This is a genomic window from Isoptericola croceus (assembly GCF_029382255.1).
GTDB classification, from domain to species: Bacteria; Actinomycetota; Actinomycetes; order Actinomycetales; family Cellulomonadaceae; genus Isoptericola; species Isoptericola croceus.
Genome location: NZ_JARLLG010000002.1, coordinates 204214 through 221075, shown reverse-complemented (window position 1 = coordinate 221075; position 16862 = coordinate 204214). Strand labels below are relative to the sequence as shown.

Sequence of the window (16862 nt, the reverse complement as noted above, 5' to 3'; positions counted from 1 at the left end):
CAAAACCGGCACCTCCGGGGCAAGAATTGGGTGCATGAGGATCCTGCGCATCTCCCACAGTGCTGTCGTGGATGCGTGGCGTGAGCGCGAGGTCGAGATGCGCCGGCAGGGCGACGAGGTCCGCGTCGTGACGGCCGCGGTGTGGGACGAAGGCGGTCGTGACGTCTCCCCCCGCGCCCAGCGCGGGGAAGACCTCGTGACGGCGCGCACGGTCGGCCACCACCCCGCGCTGTTCCTCTACGACCCCGTGGTGCTGTGGCGGGCCCTCGGCGAGCCGTGGGACGTGCTCGACGTGCACGAGGAACCTGTCGCGCTGGCGACGGCGGAGGTCCTGGCGATCCGTGCTGCGCGGCGGGTGGTCGACACCGTGCGCCGGCGCAGGCCGTCCGCGCCCGCACCGTACTTCCTGTACTCGGCGCAGAACCTCCTCAAGCGGTACCCGTGGCCGTTCCGTCGCCTGGAGCGCTCGGCGCTCCGACATGCTGCCGGCGTCGTGACCTGCAACCACGACGCGGCGCGCATCATGCGCTACAAGGGCGCCCGCGGCGCGGTCGAGCGCATCCCGCTCGGTGTGGACACGACACTCTTCTCGCCGTCCGACGCCGACCTGGCCGGCACGGCCGGCCCGCAGGTCCGCGTCGGCTATGCGGGACGCCTCACCACCCAGAAGGGCGTCAGCGTCCTGATCGAGGCTGTCGCGCGGGACGCGCGGCTCGACCTCGTCGTCGCCGGAGCAGGTCCCGAGCAGGAGCGGCTGCGTCAGCAGGCAGCGTCCCTGGGCGGACGGGTGCAGCTGCTCGGTCCGCTCGAGACCGCGGAGCTCCCCGACTTCTACCGGAGCGTGGACGTGCTCGTCGTCCCGTCGGTCGTCGCCCCAGGCCTCGCCGAGCAGTTCGGCCGCGTCGCCGTCGAGGCCATGGCGTGCGGCACCCCGGTGGTGGCGACGCGGGTCGGGTCCGTGCCCGACATCGTCGCCGGCGCAGGTGTCCTCGTCGAACCGGGTGATCCCGCCGCCATCCTCGAGGGGATCCGCGAAGCGACACGGCCGGACGTCGCTGGAACCCTGCGGGAGGCTGGGCTCGCCCGCGCGGCCGACTGTTCCTGGCCCGTGATCGCCGAGCAGTACCGCAAGCTCTACACCACGGCGGTCAGGGCCGCGAGCAGGTCGGCTCGCGACACCGGAACGGACGCCGCGACCACGCACCCGTCGACGAGCACGCCCCGGATCGAGGTCGTCGTGGTGGCCTACGGTGCACCCGAGCTGCTCAGGGCGGCGCTCGAACCGATCGCCGGGACGTATCCCGTGACCGTGGTCGACAACTCGTCGTCAGCGGAGCACCGTGAGATCACGGACCGGGCCGGCGGCGTCTATCTCGACCCCGGACGCAACGTCGGCTTCGCTGCGGCGGTCAACGTCGCGCTGGGTCACCGCCAGGACCCCGCCGCCGACGTGCTCCTGCTGAACCCGGACGCGATCGTCACACCGGAGGCGGTCGAGCAGCTGTACGCCGCGCTGCACGAGGACCCCGTCCTCGCGAGCGTCGGACCGGCGCAGGTCGACGGTTCCGGGACGCCCGGCCAGGTCGCGTGGCCGTTCCCCTCCCCGGCGCGCGCATGGTGGGAGGCTCTCGGCCTGGGGCGCTTCCGGATCCCCGGAGAGCGCTCCTTCGTCATCGGGTCGGCCCTGCTGCTGCGGGCCGCCGCCCTCCGGAGCGTCGGCCCCCTGGACGAACGCTTCTTCCTCTACGCCGAGGAGGCGGACTGGGCGTTCCGCGCGCACCGCCTGGGGTGGCGCCACGCGGTCGTGGATGCTGCCGAGGTCGTGCACGAGGGGGCTGGGACGGGGGGTGATCGCCGCCGTCGTGAGCTGCACTTCCACGCCTCCCAGGAACGCTACCTCCGGAAGCACTACGGCACGGCCGGCTGGGCCGCGGCACGCGCTGCCCTCGTGACCGGTGCCGCGCTTCGTTCGGCGGTGCTCCGTGGCGCGCGGCGTGACGCCGCGCGGCACCGGCTCCACACCTACCTCGCCGGACCCGCGGCCGTCGAGCTGCGGGAGGTGGCTGTCACGTGAGCCTGACCGGCGTGCGATCGGCGACCCGTCCGGCGCTCAGCGCCACCGCATGGACGGCGGTGCTCGTCGTGATCGTGGGCTCGGTCAGCTACCTGATCGTCCAGGAGGTCGCGCTCGGCGTGGTCGCCGCCGTGGCCGTCGTGGTCATCGGCGTGACCGCTTACGACCCCACGATCGTCCCTGTGGTCGCCATGCCGACCCTCATCATCGCCGAGCGTGTCGGCGGCGAACCCCTCGACATGACGCTCAGCGACGTGGTGCTCTTCGCCATGTTCTGGCTGGTCCTCGTCTTCACCCCACGACCGTTCACCCCGGCCCTTCGGTCGATGCTGTGGCTCTCGGCCTTCTACCAGCTCACCATCCTGTTCACCGTCATCGCCACTCCCTTCCCGCAGAACGCCGCGGAGTGGTTCCATGCCTGGCTGCTGGTGGGGGGTGCACTCGTCGTCGGCTGGGGGGTGGGCCGTTCCGGCCGAGCGACTCTCGGGCTGACCCTGCTGTCCTTGCTCGCCGGAGTCATCGCGCTCAATGCCTGCCTCCTGGGCGCCCTCCAACTCGTGGGGGGCGACACCGGTGCCGTGTACCCCACCTGGCCGTTCGCCCTCCACAAGAACCTCGCCGGGCCGATCTTCATGTCGGTCGCCCTGCTGGCCTTCCTCCGACAACCGTGGCTCCGCTGGCCGACCTGGTACCGGATCCCCCTCTTCTACCTCCTCGTGCTCGGCATGCTCGCCGTCCAGTCACGACAGGCGATCGTCGGCCTCGGGATCGGGCTCATGGTCCTTGCCTTCCGGCCGGGACACGGGCGGCGGATCGGCCCGCGTCTCATCCTCCTCACCACGGCCCCCGCCGCTGTGTTCGTCGCCGGTCGCGTCCAGGAGGACCTGTCCGGGGCAGACCGGTTCAGCTCCACCGCGTTTCGCGCCGTCGGCATCGAGGGCGGAATGGACGTGTGGCGCGACAACCCCTGGTTCGGTGCTGGCATGCGCTGGTGGACCGTCGGACCGACACCCGGCTTCCAGCCTCCCAACGCCTTCGCCGAGGTCCTCTCGTCCGTGGGGGTCGTGGGCTTGCTGGGGTTCGCGACCCTCCTGGTCGGGACGCTCGTCGTGGCGTGGCGGATGAATCCGCGGTACGGGACGCTCGCCGTCGCACTGCTCGCCTCCCGGCTCGTCGCGAGCCAGTTCGACCAGTTCTGGGTGTCGATCCTCGTGTCGCTGCCGTTCCTCCTCGTCGGCGTGTGCCTCGGAGCCGAGGGCTACGAGAAGCGCCCGCGGCACCGTGCGACGGAGCTGGTGCGAGCCCGGCGAGCCGGGCCGAGGAGCAGCGCCCGGGCGGAGCTGGTGTGAGGATCACCCACGTCGTCGTGACGGACGCGTTCGCCGGAGTCGAGGCCCACGTGTCGAGACTCGCCCGCGCACAGGTCGAGGCAGGTCTCGACGTGACGGTCGTCGGTGGGGCCCCCGAGCCCATGTGCCGAGCGGTCGGGGGCGTCGTGGAGGTGCTTCCCGGCGCGAGCGTGGCACAGGCTCGTCGTTCGATCGCCTCCCGGCCCCGACCGGACGTCGTCCACGCACACATGACCGCCGCCGAGCTGGCGGCCTGCCTGTACGGGCCGGTGCTCACACGGCGTGTTCCGCTCGTCGCGACACGACACTTCGCGCTCGTGCGGGGGCAGAGCGCCGGCGGACGGCTCGCGGCGCAGCTCATTCGCCGGACCGTCGCTGCCCAGGTCGCGATCAGCCGGTTCACCCAGGAGCGGATCGACGGCCCGAGCCGGGTGATCGTGGCCGGCGTCGAGGCACCGCCCCTCCTGCACAGGGCCGGTGCGAGGACGCCGACCGTACTCATCGCCTCCCGCCTCGAAGCCGAGAAGCGCGTCGACATCGGGGTCAGAGCCTTCGCGGCGTCCGGTCTCGCAGACCAGGGCTGGCGCCTGAGGATCGCCGGCACGGGATCCCTGCGGTCACAGATCGCCGCTCTTGCCGCCGGGCTCGGCGTCGGCAGCGCCGTCGAGCTACTCGGGTTTCGCCACGACGTCGCATCGCTGCTGGACGAGGCGTCGATCTTCCTGGCGCCGACGCCGGGTGAGCACTTCGGGCTCAGTGTGCTCGAGGCCATGGCCGGTGGCGTCCCGGTCGTGGCGGACGGGTCCGGGGGCCACCTCGAGTCGCTGGGAGCGGCCGGCCGACCTGGGCTCTATGCGACGGGGGACGTGGCCGAGGCATCTCGACACCTCCGCAGGCTCGCCGACGACACCGCGCTGCGTGAGGCGTATGGGTCGAGCCTGCGGACGCGTCAGCGCGAGCATTTCTCGCTCGACGAGCAGGTGGCCGCCACGAGCGACGTGTACCGGAGCGTGATCCGATGAGTCAGGGAGTCTCCGGCGGGACAGACCTCGTCGTGATGTCTCTCGAGCCCTGGGACGAGGTCTGGCGACGCAACCAGCACCTGGTGGCCGAGATGATGCGCGCGCGACCCGATACGCGGGTCCTGTTCGTCGAACCGGTCAGCGACCCGCTGCACGACCTCAGGCGAGGCGTCGGTCCTCGACGGGGCCGCGGGCTGCGGGCCGCCCCTCCGCCCGACGGCGTCGGTCCGGGCCGGATCTGGCTGTTCCAGCCGACGAAGGCGCTCCCGCGACGTGTCGACCCGAGCGGGGACCGCCGTCGGAGTGCTGCCGTGCGACGAGCGGCCCGGTCCATCGGGATCACACGGCCCGTGCTGTGGGTCAACGACCCGTACGGCGCGACGGTGTCCCGCGAGACAGGTTGGCCGACGCTCTACGACATCACCGACGACTGGACCACGGCGTCGCGTGGCTCGGCCGAGTCTCGACGCATCCTCGAGGCCGACCAGTTCCTGGTGGAGACGGCTGCGGCCGTCACCGTGTGCTCACCGGTCCTCGTGAGCCGCAAGGAGGAGTTCCGGCCGGTCGTGCTCGTCTCGAACGGCGTCGACGTCGAGCACTACCGGCGTCCGACGTCCCCGCCGACCGATCTTCCCCGAGGGCGCACCGCCGTCTATGTCGGCACGCTGCATGCCGACCGGCTCGACCTGGAGCTGTGCGAGGAGACAGCACGAGCTCTCGGTGACACGGGGTCCCTCGTGCTGGTCGGGCCGAACTCGCTGACGAGGTCGGACACGGACCGGCTCCTGGACGCCGGTGTCGTGCTGCTCGGCCCCCGGCCGTACGACCAGGTACCCGCCTATCTCCAGCATGCGGACCTGCTCGTCGTCCCGCATGTCGTCGATGCGTTCACAGACAGCCTCGACCCGATCAAGCTGTACGAGTACCGCGCCGTCGGTCGCCCGGTCGTCTCCACGCCCGTCGCAGGCTTTCGGGACACCTCCGACCCCCACGTCACCGTCTCGGCCGACGTCTCCTTCCCGACGGAGGTCAGGTCCGCGCTCCAGGGTGGACCACCCTCCTCCGGCGGCCACGACTCCCCCGCTGCGCCCGAGCCGATCCCGACCTGGGCGCGTCAGGCGGAGCTCATGGCGGACGTCATCCGCGACGTCCGGCACTCCTCCGCCACACACCGGTGAGGGTGCGCGCGGTCGCCTGCACGGGGAACCGACGCACGGCCTCGGCGTGTGCCAGCGCGGCCCGCCGTTCCGCGCCGGGAAGGTCCGCGAGCATCTCGGTCAGGGCCGAGGCCAGCGCGTCCACGTCTCCCGGGGGTACGAGAGCGCCGAGGCGACCGGCGTCGGAGCGGACGATCTCAGGCACTCCCCCCGCGTCGGTCGCGATCACCGGCACTCCCCGCACCATGGCCTCGACGATGACCTGACCGAATGGTTCCGGGACCGGAGAGGCATGCACGCAGATCGTCAACGAGTCGAGCTGCGCGGCCGGGTCATCGGTGAAGTCGACGATCTCGACCGATTCCTCCAGACCGAGCCGGGCCACCTCGTCCCTGACCCTCTGCGCATACTCCTCGCCGCCGAAGAGCGCTCCACCGATGAGGCGGAACCGTACAGCAGGCTCTCGATCCACCACGGCGCGCGCTGCCCTCACGAGCTCGAGCTGCCCCTTCGTCGGGCTGAGACGGCCGATCAACCCGATCCGCGGATCTGCCGGCGCGACCCTCTCCTCGTAGGCCAGCACCTGGTCCGGACCGAAGCCCGGGTGCACGACCGTCAGGTCGCGCACCCCGGGCAAGGTCGCGGCTGTCGCCCGGGAGTTCGCCACCACCGCGCGAGGTCCGTGTCGCGCCAGTGCGCGGAGCACCCTGACCGCGGCCACCGGCAGGTAGTCGTCGGAGATCCGGTCGTGGACGTGCCACACGACCGGCACCCGCACCCAGCTCGCCGCCAGGAGCCCGATCACGTCGGCGCGCAGGGAGTTCGTGTGCACGACGTCGACGTCGGCGGAGCGAACCAGCCGGATGGTGCGAGCGACGAGGCGTAGTGCCTCACCGACGTGCAGGATCCCGCGCCAGGACCCCACGAGGGCATGGCGGCCTGCCTGGTGGAACTGGTCCGCGGCAGGAACCGCGATCGTGGCGATCCCCGCGGCCCGCAGCCTGTCCACCAGCGGCCCGTCGTCCAGCACGAGGGCGCGTAGTTCCACCTCGTCGGGGTCGATCGCCGCACAGGCCCGGAGCAGGGCCAGCTCGCCACCACCCAGCGATGCCGTGTGATCGATGACGAGCACCCGCAGCGGTCCGGAGCGCCGGGGCGGGGGCCGGCGCCAGAACCTCACCGCCACCTGGACACGCGCAGCTCGCGTGCGGTCGGCCGCCTCCCTCCGGCAGGCGCCGACCCGGGTGCCGTCACCTCCGGGCTCCCCGGGTCGCCGTCCTCCCTCGCGGCGAGACCTGCGGGGCCCGCGGCGGCCTCGGCAGCGACGGGAACACCAGCAGCAGGCGCCTCCGGCCGTCCAGGGGCGGTGGCTTCTCCGTAGGTCGAGGCGTAGATCAGCTGGCTGTCGCTCTTCACCCCGGCCAGCGCGATACCGGCCAGTGGCGCATCGTTGATGCGCAGCCTGTCCACTGCCGCCTGCAGGACACCCCGGTCCGTCCTGCCTGCCGTCGCCACCAGGACGACGCAGTCGGCATATCCGCCCAGGATCGTGGCGTCTGCCGCCCCGAGGACGGGGGGCGCGTCGATGACGAGCACGTCAGCGGCATCCCGGGCCGACTCGATGATCCTGCGCACCTGTGCGGTGGCCAGGAAGTCGGCCGGATCCATGTCGGGGTCCTGGAGCGTGAGGAAGCCCAGGCTCGGCACCTGCGTCTCCCGGAGGCCCTCCCGGTCCGATCCGGGGCCGTGCGGTGGCGGCAACAACGGACCGAGTCCCCGGCCACGGAGATCACCGGCGACGGCAACGGTCTTCCGGCCGCTCATCGCCCAGGACGCGGCGAGGTTGGCGGTGATGAAGGATCGCGCGGCGTGCGGGTCTGCCGCAGTGACGACGACGACGGCGTGCTCGTTGTCGTGCAGCGCCACGTGGAGCGCAGTACGCAGCTCGCGGATCGACTCCGTGAACGGTGAGGCGACCCGGCTCGAGACCGGGAGCACCGGAACCTTGCGGTAGGACTTCGCCGCCCGCTTGACCTCGTACAGCTCGGCCAGCACGGGCGCACCCGCCGCGTCCGTCGTGTCGATGCGGCCCCGGAGTCGGCTGTCGAGGGCACGCCGGGCCAGTGAGAGGCCGATACCGATCGCGATGCCGGCCAGCCCACCGATGAGGACGATGCCCAGCCGTGGCAGCCCCATGACGGCGGCGGAGGAGGCGGGCGTGAGGATCTGAGCGGGGGTGAGGATCGAGTCGAGAGTGTTCCTGCTCGCCGACAGAGCCTGGTACTGGGTGATGATCGTCTCGCGCTCGGCGATGGCGAGCGGATCCTTCTTGTTCTCCTTGAGCTGCGCCGCCACCGTGTCCAGCTGGGTCCGCAGCGCGTCCCTCCTCGTTTCCACCTCCTCGATCTGACCGTCGATGACGCTCGGGAGATGCTCGACGTAGGCGGAGGCCACGGTGTTCGCCAGCGTCACAGCACCCTGTGGCGAATCAGCCACGGTGGTGATCACCGTGACCCTGGTCTCCTCGTCGTAGAGGCCGGAGATCCTGCTCGCGAGCCCGCGAAGGCTGGCGCGGGTGGCTGAGTCGCCGCCGACCGTGCGGAGCACCTCTGGCGCTTCGACCAGTCGCGGATCGGTGTCCACCGTGCTGGAGGCAGCCAGGGCCGGGTCTTCGCCGGTGTCGGCCGCGTTGATCTGGACGACCGCCGAGGCTTCGTAGGCCTCGGGCTGCCGGTCGGCATAGAGAACGGACCCGCCCAGGGCCACCATCACCGACAGGACGATGAAGTACTTGCCCTCCCACATCACGCGCAAGAACTCTCGGACAGTCATGAGAACCCGATCTGTTCACTGTGATCGGACGCTCCGAGGACCTGGGTCTCCCGGGCAACGATCGTGCGCAGTCTGTCGACGAACGCTCCTCGTGAGAACTTCTGTACGTGGGATCGGATCTTGCTCTCGTCCCACGATCTCTCCAGGGCGGACTCGACAGCCGACGCGACCAGGTCCCTGTCCGGCGCACCGACGTACAGACCGGTCACACCGTCGATCACGGTGTCGAGATATCCGCCGGTCCCGAGAGTCACCGAGGCCAGCCCGAAGGCACCGCCTTCGAGCGGGGTCAGCCCGTAGTCCTCGTAGGACGTCGCGACGAGCAGCGCGGCGTTCGCGTAGAGCCAGCGCAGCTCCTCGTCATCGACCCTCCCGAGGAGGTGCACGCCTCCTCGCCGACCTGGCGTGTCGGCCGGCCCGATCAGATCGTCGCTCGCGAGGCGCTCCAACCTCCCTCGGTCCGGCCCCTCACCGACGACCACGAGCGGGACCTTGAGCCGCCGCGCCGCCGCCACGACGACGTCGACGTTCTTGTAGGGCAGGAGCCGTGCCACGCACAGGAGGTAGCCCGGCCTCAGGCCCGGCACGGCGCGCAACGGGCCGTGCGCATCCACCGCCGGGGGTGGTGGGACGATCTCGGCATCGATGCCGTAGACCTCCTTGATCATGCGCCGCATCTCGGTCGAGGTCGTGAGATAGGTGTGCGCCCGCGCTGCGGCGTCGATGTCGGACGAACGGAGCCCGGGCCCGAGCGCGCGCAGAGCCGTCGCCGCGAGGCGGGTCCGCACGCGGTCACGGATCGCGCTACCGGCAGCCCCGGAGAGGTACCGGTCCTGCTGGTAGAGCCAGCGGGCAGGCGCGTAGCAGTACACGACCGTGCGCTGCGCACCCCGGTAGCGGTGCGCCCAGCCGCTCGAGCTCGCCAGCAGCACGTCTGCCTCGATCGGCTGCTCTTCCACGGCCCGGGCGAGCAACGGGAGCGCCAGCCGGTGGTGGCTCCGAAGCACTCTGGACCGATCGAGACGAGATGTGCGGACGTCGCAGCGAGAGAACTCCGGGAACGTCCCGTCCTGGTCGTAGAGCGACGTGTAGAGAGGGGCATCGGGAAACGCCTGGGCCATCGTGAGGGCTACCCGCTCCGCGCCACCTCGCTGCGTCAGGTAGTCGTGTGCGATAGCGACAGTCGGCTTCGACATCCCGCCCCCTCGTCGACGACGCCCACGGCTCTCCCGGGGCGACCGGTCTTAAGGAGTCTAGATCTCAGACACCGCCATTCTTGGGGCAGTGCCCTGCTTTTCACCCGTCGCGACGGGTGAATCTCGACGTGGTGCTCAGACCCGCTGGTGGTACTTCCCCTGCGCGGCCAGCAACCCCTCGGTGACGACCATCTCGACGGCGTCGGCGGCGTCGCCGATCAGCATCGGCAGGTCCTTGCGCTCCGTGCCCGAGAAGTCGCGCAGCACGTAGTCCGCGGTGTCCATCCGTCCCGGCGGTCGCCCGACCCCCACCCGGACGCGCGTGTACTCCCGCGTGCCGAGGGCCTTGGAGATGTCACGCAGCCCGTTGTGGCCGCCCTCTCCCCCGCTCCCCTTGAGCTTGATCGCGTCGAACGGGATGTCCACCTCGTCGTGCACCGCCAGCACGTGCTCGGCGTCGATCCCGTAGTACTGGGCGAGCGCCGAGACGGGGCCGCCGGACGTGTTCATGTACGTGGTCGGCTTCGCCAGGATCACGCGCGGCCCGGGGGCGCCGCCGGGCAGGGTACCGAGCCGGGTCTCGGCCACTGTCGCCTGGGCCCGCGTGTGCTTCGCGAACCGGCTGCCGGTGCGCTCGGCGAGCAGGTCGAGCACCATCTGGCCGACGTTGTGCCGGTTGCCGGCGTACTTCGGTCCGGGGTTGCCGAGCCCGACCACCAGCCAGGGCGTGTCCGCCATGCTCCCCATCCTTTCGCCGCATGAACCCTAGTCGTCGATCGCGGCACGCAGAACGCCCGACGGCGGCGCAGGGCCGTCGTCGGGCGTTCGGGTGCTGCTAGCTCGTCACGCGAGGGTCACTCGGCGGAGGACTCGCTCGCGGCCGAGGCGGACTCGGCCGACTCCTCGTCGGACTCCTCGCCGCGCGGCTCGGTGATCGTCACGACGGTGTACGACGGGTCGGTGAGGAGCTCGACGCCCTCCGGCAGCTCGACGTCGCCGGCGACGATGTTCTCGCCGGCCTGCTTGCCCTCGATGGAGACCTCGATGGACTCCGGGATGTTCGTGGCGTCGGCCTCGACGGAGAGCGTCTGCTCCTCGACCAGGTGGATGGAGCCCGGCGCGGACTCGCCCACGATGTGCACGGTGATGTCGACGGCGATCTTCTCGCCCTTGGTCACCAGCAGCAGGTCGATGTGCTCGATCTCGGGGCGGACGGGGTGACGCTGGACGTCCTTGACGACCGCGAGGTAGTTCTCGCCGTCGACGCCCAGCCCGATCAGCGCGTTCGTGTGGCGGACCGCGAGCATCGTCTCGTGGCCCGGCAGGTTGATGTGCAGCGGGTCGGCGCCGTGACCGTAGAGGACGGCGGGGATCTTGCCGGCACGGCGGGCGCGGCGGGCCGCACCCTTGCCGAACTCGGTGCGGGACTCGGCGGCGAGCTTGATCTCGGACACGTGGATCACTCCTGCTAAAGGTCTGTGCGTGCCGACGACCAGAGGGAGCCGTCGGCTGTCCGCGAGGGGGAACCGGCGCGGACGGGCGGCTGCGTCGGCGTGGGACACGTGACGGACGCGATCTCGGGCGCCGCACGGTCGGGGCGCGTGCGCGCTCTACCGGCAGCCGCCCAGTCGATCACGGAAATCCGACGGATCCAGCTCTGCGGGCTGCGAGCAGGTGCTCGCGACCGGTGGACCGGCGCCCGTCAGACGTCCCTCGCCGAGGCAACCTGACTACTGTACCTGGCGCACCCGGACCGAGGAAAGTCCGGGCGCGCTGTGCCCCGGGCAGGTCCCGGTACATGCCTCCGTGCGCGTGTCTTCGTACGAGAACCCGCCTCAGCTGTTGCCGTCGAACAGCGAGGTGACCGACCCGTCGTCGAACACCTCACGGATGGCGCGCGCGATGAGCGGCGCGATGGAGAGCACGGTGAGCCCGTCGAACCGCTTCTCGGCCGAGATCGGCAGGGTGTTGGTGACGACGACCTCCGAGGCGCCGCACTCGCTGAGCCGCTGCCCGGCCGGGTCGGAGAGCACGCCGTGCGTGGCCGCGACCACCACCGACTTCGCACCCGCGTCCATGATGACCTTGACCGCCTCGGCGATGGTGCCGCCGGTGTCGATGAGGTCGTCGACGAGCACGCACTCGCGGCCCTCGACGTCGCCGACGACGCGGTTGGCGACGGCCTGGTTCGGCCGGGTCACGTCGCGGGTCTTGTGGACGAACGCGAGCGGGCCGCCACCCAGCTTCTCGGCCCACTGCTCGGCGACGCGGATGCGGCCGGCGTCCGGCGAGACCACGGTGACGTTGGTGGTGTCGACCCGGGTGCGCACGTACTCGGTGAGCAGCGGCATCGCCCACAGGTGGTCGACCGGCCCGTCGAAGAACCCCTGGATCTGAGCCGTGTGCAGGTCGACGCTCATGATGCGATCGGCCCCGGCGGTACGCAGCAGGTCCGCGACCAGCCGAGCCGAGATCGGCTCACGGCCCCGCGACTTCTTGTCCTGCCGGGCATAGCCGTAGAACGGCGTCACCGCGGTCACCGTGCGCGCCGACGCGCGCTTGGCGGCGTCGACCATGAGCAGGTGCTCCATCAGCCACTGGTTGACGGGCGCGGTGTGGCTCTGCAGCAGGAAGATGTCCGCGCCACGGACCGACTCGCCGAAGCGCACGTAGGTCTCGCTGTTCGCGAAGTCGTACGCGGAGACCGGCAGCAGGCCGATACCCAGCTCCTCGGCGACGGCATCGGCGAGCTCAGGGTGCGCCCGGCCCGCTGCGAGGACGAGGTTGCGCTCTCCGGTGCCGGGGATCGAGGTGTTCATCAGAGGGTTGCTTCCTTCGGTGCGGGGCTCGGGTCAGGCAGGCTGTCAGGCGGACTCGGAGGACGCCGGCGAGCCGGCGGACTCGTCGGGCTGAGACACCGGTGCGGACCCGGTGAGGGCAGTGTGCTCGGCCAGCTCACGCTTCGCCTGCGCGCCGAGCGCGCCGGAGACCTCACCGGCGCCCGCCCGGGCGGCGGCCTCGGCCGCGGCCGTCCCGGGGCGGCGGCGCTCGACCCAGCCGTCGACGTTCGTCTGCTGGGTGCGGCTCACCCCGAGCGCCCCCGCGGGGACGTCACGCGTCACGACGCTGCCCGCCGCGGTGTACGCGCCGTCGCCCACGCGCACGGGGGCGACGAACATGTTGTCCGCGCCCGTGCGCGCGTGCGAGCCGATGACGGTCCGGTGCTTGTGCACGCCGTCGTAGTTCACCGTGACGGACGCGGCGCCGATGTTGCTCTGCTCCCCGATCGTCGCGTCGCCGACGTAGGACAGGTGCGGGATCTTCGAGCCCTCGCCGATCTCGGCGTTCTTCGTCTCGACGAAGGTGCCGATCTTGCCGCGGGCGCCGAGCTGCGTGTTGGGCCGCAGGTAAGCGAACGGCCCGACGGTGGCGCCCTGGCCGATGACGGAGAGCGAGCCGTGGGTCCGGATGACGGTCGCGCCGGCGCCGACCTCGACGTCGGTCAGGGTGGTGTCCGGGCCGATCGTGGCGCCGGACTCGACGCGCGTGGCCCCGTGCAGCTGCGTGCCGGGCAGCAGGGTGACGTCCTGGGCGAGCTCGACGTCGGCGTCCACCCAGGTGGTGGTGGGGTCGACGACGGTCACTCCGGCGCGCATCCAGTCGGCGAGGATGCGCCGGTTGAGCTCGGCGCCGAGCGTCGCCAGGGCGACGCGGTCGTTGACCCCCTCGACGAGCATCGGGTCGTCGCTCAGCAGGGCACGCACGGTGCCGCCCTCGGCGCGCGCGGAGGCGATGACGTCCGTCAGGTACACCTCGCCCTGCGCGTTGTCCGAGCCGAGGCTGCCGAGCCCGCGCCGGAGCACCGCGGCGTCGAAGACGTAGACCGAGGAGTTGATCTCGCGGATCTCGCGCTGGGCGGCCGTGGCGTCGGCGTGCTCCACGATCGCCACGACGTCGCCGCTGCCCTGCTCGCGCACGATGCGGCCGTACCCGGTGGCGTCGTCGAGCTCCGTGGTCAGGATCGTCACGGCGTTGCCGTCGGCGTGGTGCGCGGCCAGCAGCTCACCGAGCGCGGCGCCGTCGAGCAGCGGGATGTCGCCGGCCAGGACGACCACGGCGCCGTGCAGGCCGTCGCCGAGCGGGTCCTGCTCGCCGTCGTGCACGTCGTCGGTGGAGGCGATGTCGGCGGCCCTGGCCGCGTGGGCGCGCGCGTCGAGCGCGTCCAGGGCGCACTGCACCGCCCGCCCGGTGCCCGGGATCTCGTCCTGGTCGACGACGAGAGCGGCGTGGTCGATCTCGAGCGCTGCGGCGGCGACCTGCTGACGCTCGTGGCGCACGACGACGGCCACGTGCGCCGGGTCGAGCTCGCGGGCCGCGGTCATCGCGTGCCCGAGCATGGTGCGGCCACCGAGCGCGTGCAGCACCTTGGGTGTCACCGACCGCATACGGGTGCCCTGCCCGGCGGCGAGGACGACGACGGCGGCAGGCCGCGGCGTGCCGTCCGGTGCAGGCGTCGGGCCGTGTGCTGCGTGCAGGTCGCCGTGGGGGGCCGTGGAAACCACCGGTGCTCCGTCTCTGTCGGGTGTCGCGCGAGCTCCGCCCCCAGGATTCGAACCTGGACCAAGGGCACCAAAAACCCTTGTGCTGCCGATTACACCAAGGCGGACCGGGAGCATCGTCCCGGCATCAGTCTGCCAGGTCGTCGCGGGTGCCCCGCGCACATCTGGGCGAACCGGACGTCCGTGGCGCGTGGCCCGCACCACAGCGGCGGCGCAGCGGGCAGAATGGACCCATGCCTGCCGACTCTCGCGCGTCCAAGCGTGCCCCGCGTGCCCGGATGACCGCGAGCCAACGGCGCGAGCAGCTGATCGCGGTGAGCCGGGGCTTGTTCGCGGGCAAGGGCTTCGAGGGGACCAGCGTCGAGGAGATCGCCGCCACGGCCGAGGTCTCCAAGCCGGTGGTCTACGAGCACTTCGGCGGCAAGGAGGGCATCTACGCCGTCGTCGTCGACCGCGAGGTGCAGGCGCTCACGTCGGCACTGACGGGCGCGCTGGCCGAGGGCGGGCACCCCAAGGTGATGGTGGAACGGACCGCGCTGGCGCTGCTCGGCTACATCGAGGCGTCCGAGGACGGGTTCCGCATCCTGGTGCGCGACTCCCCCGTGGCGCAGGCGACCGGCACGTTCTCCTCGCTCATCGGCGACGTCGCGACGCAGGTGGAGCACATCCTGGCCGACGAGTTCAAGCGCAGCGGCCTCGACCCGAAGACGGCGCCGCTATACGCCCAGATGCTCGTCGGGATGGTGGCGCTGACCGGTCAGTACTGGCTGGACGCCCAGCGGCCGAAGAAGACCGAGGTCGCCGCCCACCTGGTCAACCTCGCCTGGAACGGCCTCGTCGGCATGGAGCGACGGCCAGAGCTGACGAAGCGCTGACGACCCGACCCGCGGCCTTTCCGTCAAGACTCTTGACGTCGAGAGACCCGCGTTACGCTGTGCGGATGGACAGCACACGACGGGGGGACGAGGTCGACCGCATCGTCGATGCCTGGCAGCGCGAGCGGCCGGACCTCGACGTCGACCCTCTCGCCGTCTTCTCCCGCATCAGCCGGCTCGCCCGGCACCTCGACCGGGCGCGCCGCGGCGCCTTCGACCGCCACGCGCTCGAGACCTGGGAGTTCGACGTCCTGTCCGCGCTGCGCCGGTCCGGGGACCCGTACCGCCTCTCCCCGGGCACGCTCGTGGCCCAGACCCTCGTCACCAGCGGCACGATGACCAACCGCATCGACCGGCTCGAGCGCCGCGGCCTCGTGGAGCGGCACCGCTCCCCCGACGACCGTCGCGGCGTGCTCGTCGAGCTCACCGACTCCGGCCGGTCGCGCGTCGACGCCGCGATGAGCGACCTGCTCGACGTCGAGTCCCGCGTCCTGGACGCGCTGCCGGCCACCGAACGACCCCGCCTCGCCGACCTGCTGCGCACCCTGGGCGCACAGTTCGACGAGTGACCGCCGCGCGTCGAGGCCCGGACCACCATGGGTGCTCCTAGCGGTCCGCACCTCGACGCGCGGGGCGGCGCGGGGTGGTTCGCGCTCGCCGCGCTGCTCCTCGTGGCGCTCAACCTGCGCGCCCCCATCACCTCCCTGCCACCGGTGGTCGACGACGTCGCGGCGGGCCTCGGGCTGTCGTCTGCCGGCGCCGGGCTCCTCACCTCCGTGCCCGTGCTGTGCTTCGCCCTGTTCACGCCCGCCGCTGCCGCGACCACCGCTCGGCTCGGTCCCGAGCGTGCGATCGCGCTCGCCCTGCTCGGGGTGCTCGCCGGGACCCTGCTGCGCTCGGCCGGGTCCGTCCCGACCGCCCTGGCCGGCACCGCGGTCCTCGGGATCGGCATCACCATCGGCAACCTGGCCGTCCCCGTCGTCATCGCCCGCGACTTCCGGCGTCGCGCGGCGGCGGTGACCGGGGCGTACACCGCCACGATGAACGTCGGCTCCACGCTGACCACCATGCTCACGGTGCCGCTCGCGGTGACGTTCGGCTGGCAGTGGGCGCTGGCCGGCTGGGGGGTGCTCGCCGTCGTGGCGCTGGGCGTGTGGGTGCCCACGGGCCGGGCGCTCGCCGCGCGCCACGCCGGGCCGCCGCCGTCGGGCACGCCCGAGACGGCACCAGGGACGTCGCAGCGCCGCCTCGTGGTGCTCCTGACGCTCGCCTTCGCCGGGCAGGCCTTCAGCTACTACGCGGCGACGGCGTGGCTGCCGACCATCCTGGCCGACCGGCTCGGGATCGACGCCGCGGCGGCCGGCGAGGCGGCGGCACCGTTCCAGCTGGCAGCGGTGGCCGGGGCTTTCCTGGTGCCGCTGGGCCTGGCAGGGCGGTTGTCGGCGAGGACCGTCGCGGCCGGGATGTCGGCGATGTGGCTGTCCCTGCCCGCCGGCCTGCTCCTCGCGCCGGACGCCTGGTGGGTGTGGGTGCTCCTCGCCGGCGCCGCCCAGGGCGGGAACTTCACGGTCATCTTCACGCTGGTGGCCCAGCGCTCACCGTCCGTCGGGGCGGCCCGGCGGGCCTCCGCCGTCGTGCAGACCGCGGGGTACGCGTGCGCGGCCACCGGGCCGGCCGTCCTCGGCGCCGTCCACGAGGCGACCGGCACCTGGACCGCGCCGCTGGGCGTCATGGCCGGCCTGCTGGCGATGATGACGGTCACCGTGTGGGCCGCGGCAGAACGGACGCGGCGATGACC

General features: G+C 72.0%; 14 protein-coding genes and 1 tRNA gene. 7 read left to right on the top strand and 8 right to left on the bottom strand.

Annotation, left to right across the window (positions count from 1 at the left end; genetic code table 11):
- Positions 1-34 precede the first annotated feature (34 nt).
- The 4 genes from PZC42_RS06895 to PZC42_RS06880 are packed head-to-tail and all read left to right on the top strand — an operon-like array spanning position 35 to position 5623.
- A complete protein-coding gene (locus PZC42_RS06895; protein ID WP_277209472.1) occupies positions 35-2074 on the top strand; it encodes a glycosyltransferase in 2040 nt (679 codons plus the stop codon).
- Positions 2071-3423, top strand: a complete 1353-nt coding sequence (locus tag PZC42_RS06890; protein WP_277209471.1) for an O-antigen ligase family protein — start codon at positions 2071-2073, stop codon at positions 3421-3423. The genes PZC42_RS06895 and PZC42_RS06890 overlap by 4 nt, the downstream gene beginning before the upstream one ends.
- The gene (locus PZC42_RS06885; RefSeq protein WP_277209470.1) at positions 3420-4445 is read left to right on the top strand and encodes a glycosyltransferase family 4 protein; all 1026 of its coding nucleotides are present in this window, start codon (positions 3420-3422) and stop codon (positions 4443-4445) included. The genes PZC42_RS06890 and PZC42_RS06885 overlap by 4 nt, the downstream gene beginning before the upstream one ends.
- Positions 4442-5623 carry a glycosyltransferase gene (locus tag PZC42_RS06880; protein ID WP_277209469.1) on the top strand — a complete coding sequence of 394 codons (1182 nt, stop codon included), beginning with the start codon at positions 4442-4444 and terminating at the stop codon, positions 5621-5623. The genes PZC42_RS06885 and PZC42_RS06880 overlap by 4 nt, the downstream gene beginning before the upstream one ends.
- On the opposite strand, the gene PZC42_RS06875 is transcribed toward PZC42_RS06880, so the two are convergent.
- From PZC42_RS06875 to PZC42_RS06840, 8 genes are all read right to left on the bottom strand, one after another.
- A complete protein-coding gene (locus PZC42_RS06875) occupies positions 5583-6782 on the bottom strand; it encodes a glycosyltransferase (protein ID WP_277209468.1) in 1200 nt (399 codons plus the stop codon). The two genes, PZC42_RS06880 and PZC42_RS06875, sit on opposite strands and share 41 nt — an antisense overlap.
- A complete protein-coding gene (locus tag PZC42_RS06870) occupies positions 6779-8434 on the bottom strand; it encodes a tyrosine-protein kinase domain-containing protein (RefSeq protein WP_277209467.1) in 1656 nt (551 codons plus the stop codon). The genes PZC42_RS06875 and PZC42_RS06870 overlap by 4 nt, the downstream gene beginning before the upstream one ends.
- Positions 8431-9630 (bottom strand): glycosyltransferase, encoded by a 1200-nt coding sequence (locus tag PZC42_RS06865; RefSeq protein WP_277209466.1) that lies wholly within the window; start codon positions 9628-9630, stop codon positions 8431-8433. Before PZC42_RS06865 ends, PZC42_RS06870 begins: the two co-directional genes overlap by 4 nt.
- Positions 9631-9765: 135 nt before the next feature.
- Complete coding sequence (gene pth / locus PZC42_RS06860; RefSeq protein WP_277209465.1) at positions 9766-10368, bottom strand: aminoacyl-tRNA hydrolase; 603 nt, start codon at positions 10366-10368, stop codon at positions 9766-9768.
- Between the two features lie 116 nt (positions 10369-10484).
- Entirely contained in the window at positions 10485-11084 is a 600-nt protein-coding gene (locus PZC42_RS06855) for a 50S ribosomal protein L25/general stress protein Ctc (RefSeq protein ID WP_277209464.1), read from the bottom strand.
- Between the two features lie 381 nt (positions 11085-11465).
- Positions 11466-12449 carry a ribose-phosphate diphosphokinase gene (locus PZC42_RS06850; RefSeq protein WP_277209463.1) on the bottom strand — a complete coding sequence of 328 codons (984 nt, stop codon included), beginning with the start codon at positions 12447-12449 and terminating at the stop codon, positions 11466-11468.
- A gap of 45 nt (positions 12450-12494) precedes the next feature.
- Positions 12495-14075: a bifunctional UDP-N-acetylglucosamine diphosphorylase/glucosamine-1-phosphate N-acetyltransferase GlmU gene (gene glmU, locus PZC42_RS06845; protein ID WP_438802933.1), complete on the bottom strand. Its 1581-nt coding sequence runs from the start codon at positions 14073-14075 to the stop codon at positions 12495-12497.
- 149 nt (positions 14076-14224) lie between these two features.
- A tRNA-Gln gene (locus tag PZC42_RS06840) sits at positions 14225-14296 on the bottom strand.
- Between the two features lie 171 nt (positions 14297-14467).
- Here PZC42_RS06840 and PZC42_RS06835 point away from each other — a divergent pair.
- From PZC42_RS06835 to PZC42_RS06825, 3 genes are all read left to right on the top strand, one after another.
- Entirely contained in the window at positions 14468-15064 is a 597-nt protein-coding gene (locus PZC42_RS06835) for a TetR/AcrR family transcriptional regulator (RefSeq protein WP_277209975.1), read from the top strand.
- A 65-nt stretch (positions 15065-15129) separates the two neighbouring features.
- Positions 15130-15633, top strand: coding sequence for a MarR family winged helix-turn-helix transcriptional regulator (locus tag PZC42_RS06830; RefSeq protein ID WP_277209462.1), 504 nt, complete (start codon positions 15130-15132; stop codon positions 15631-15633).
- A 27-nt stretch (positions 15634-15660) separates the two neighbouring features.
- Complete coding sequence (locus PZC42_RS06825; RefSeq protein WP_277209461.1) at positions 15661-16860, top strand: MFS transporter; 1200 nt, start codon at positions 15661-15663, stop codon at positions 16858-16860.
- Positions 16861-16862: the final 2 nt, after the last annotated feature.

Coding starts and splice junctions, on each gene's coding strand:
- PZC42_RS06895 (WP_277209472.1), top strand. CDS start 35: ATGAGGATCCTGCGCATCTCCCACAGTGCTGTCGTGGATGCGTGGCGT.
- PZC42_RS06880 (WP_277209469.1), top strand. CDS start 4,442: ATGAGTCAGGGAGTCTCCGGCGGGACAGACCTCGTCGTGATGTCTCTC.
- PZC42_RS06870 (WP_277209467.1), bottom strand. CDS start 8,434: ATGACTGTCCGAGAGTTCTTGCGCGTGATGTGGGAGGGCAAGTACTTC.
- PZC42_RS06865 (WP_277209466.1), bottom strand. CDS start 9,630: ATGTCGAAGCCGACTGTCGCTATCGCACACGACTACCTGACGCAGCGA.
- pth (WP_277209465.1), bottom strand. CDS start 10,368: ATGGCGGACACGCCCTGGCTGGTGGTCGGGCTCGGCAACCCCGGACCG.
- PZC42_RS06850 (WP_277209463.1), bottom strand. CDS start 12,449: ATGAACACCTCGATCCCCGGCACCGGAGAGCGCAACCTCGTCCTCGCA.
- glmU (WP_438802933.1), bottom strand. CDS start 14,075: ATGCGGTCGGTGACACCCAAGGTGCTGCACGCGCTCGGTGGCCGCACC.
- PZC42_RS06835 (WP_277209975.1), top strand. CDS start 14,468: ATGACCGCGAGCCAACGGCGCGAGCAGCTGATCGCGGTGAGCCGGGGC.
- PZC42_RS06830 (WP_277209462.1), top strand. CDS start 15,130: ATGGACAGCACACGACGGGGGGACGAGGTCGACCGCATCGTCGATGCC.
- PZC42_RS06825 (WP_277209461.1), top strand. CDS start 15,661: ATGGGTGCTCCTAGCGGTCCGCACCTCGACGCGCGGGGCGGCGCGGGG.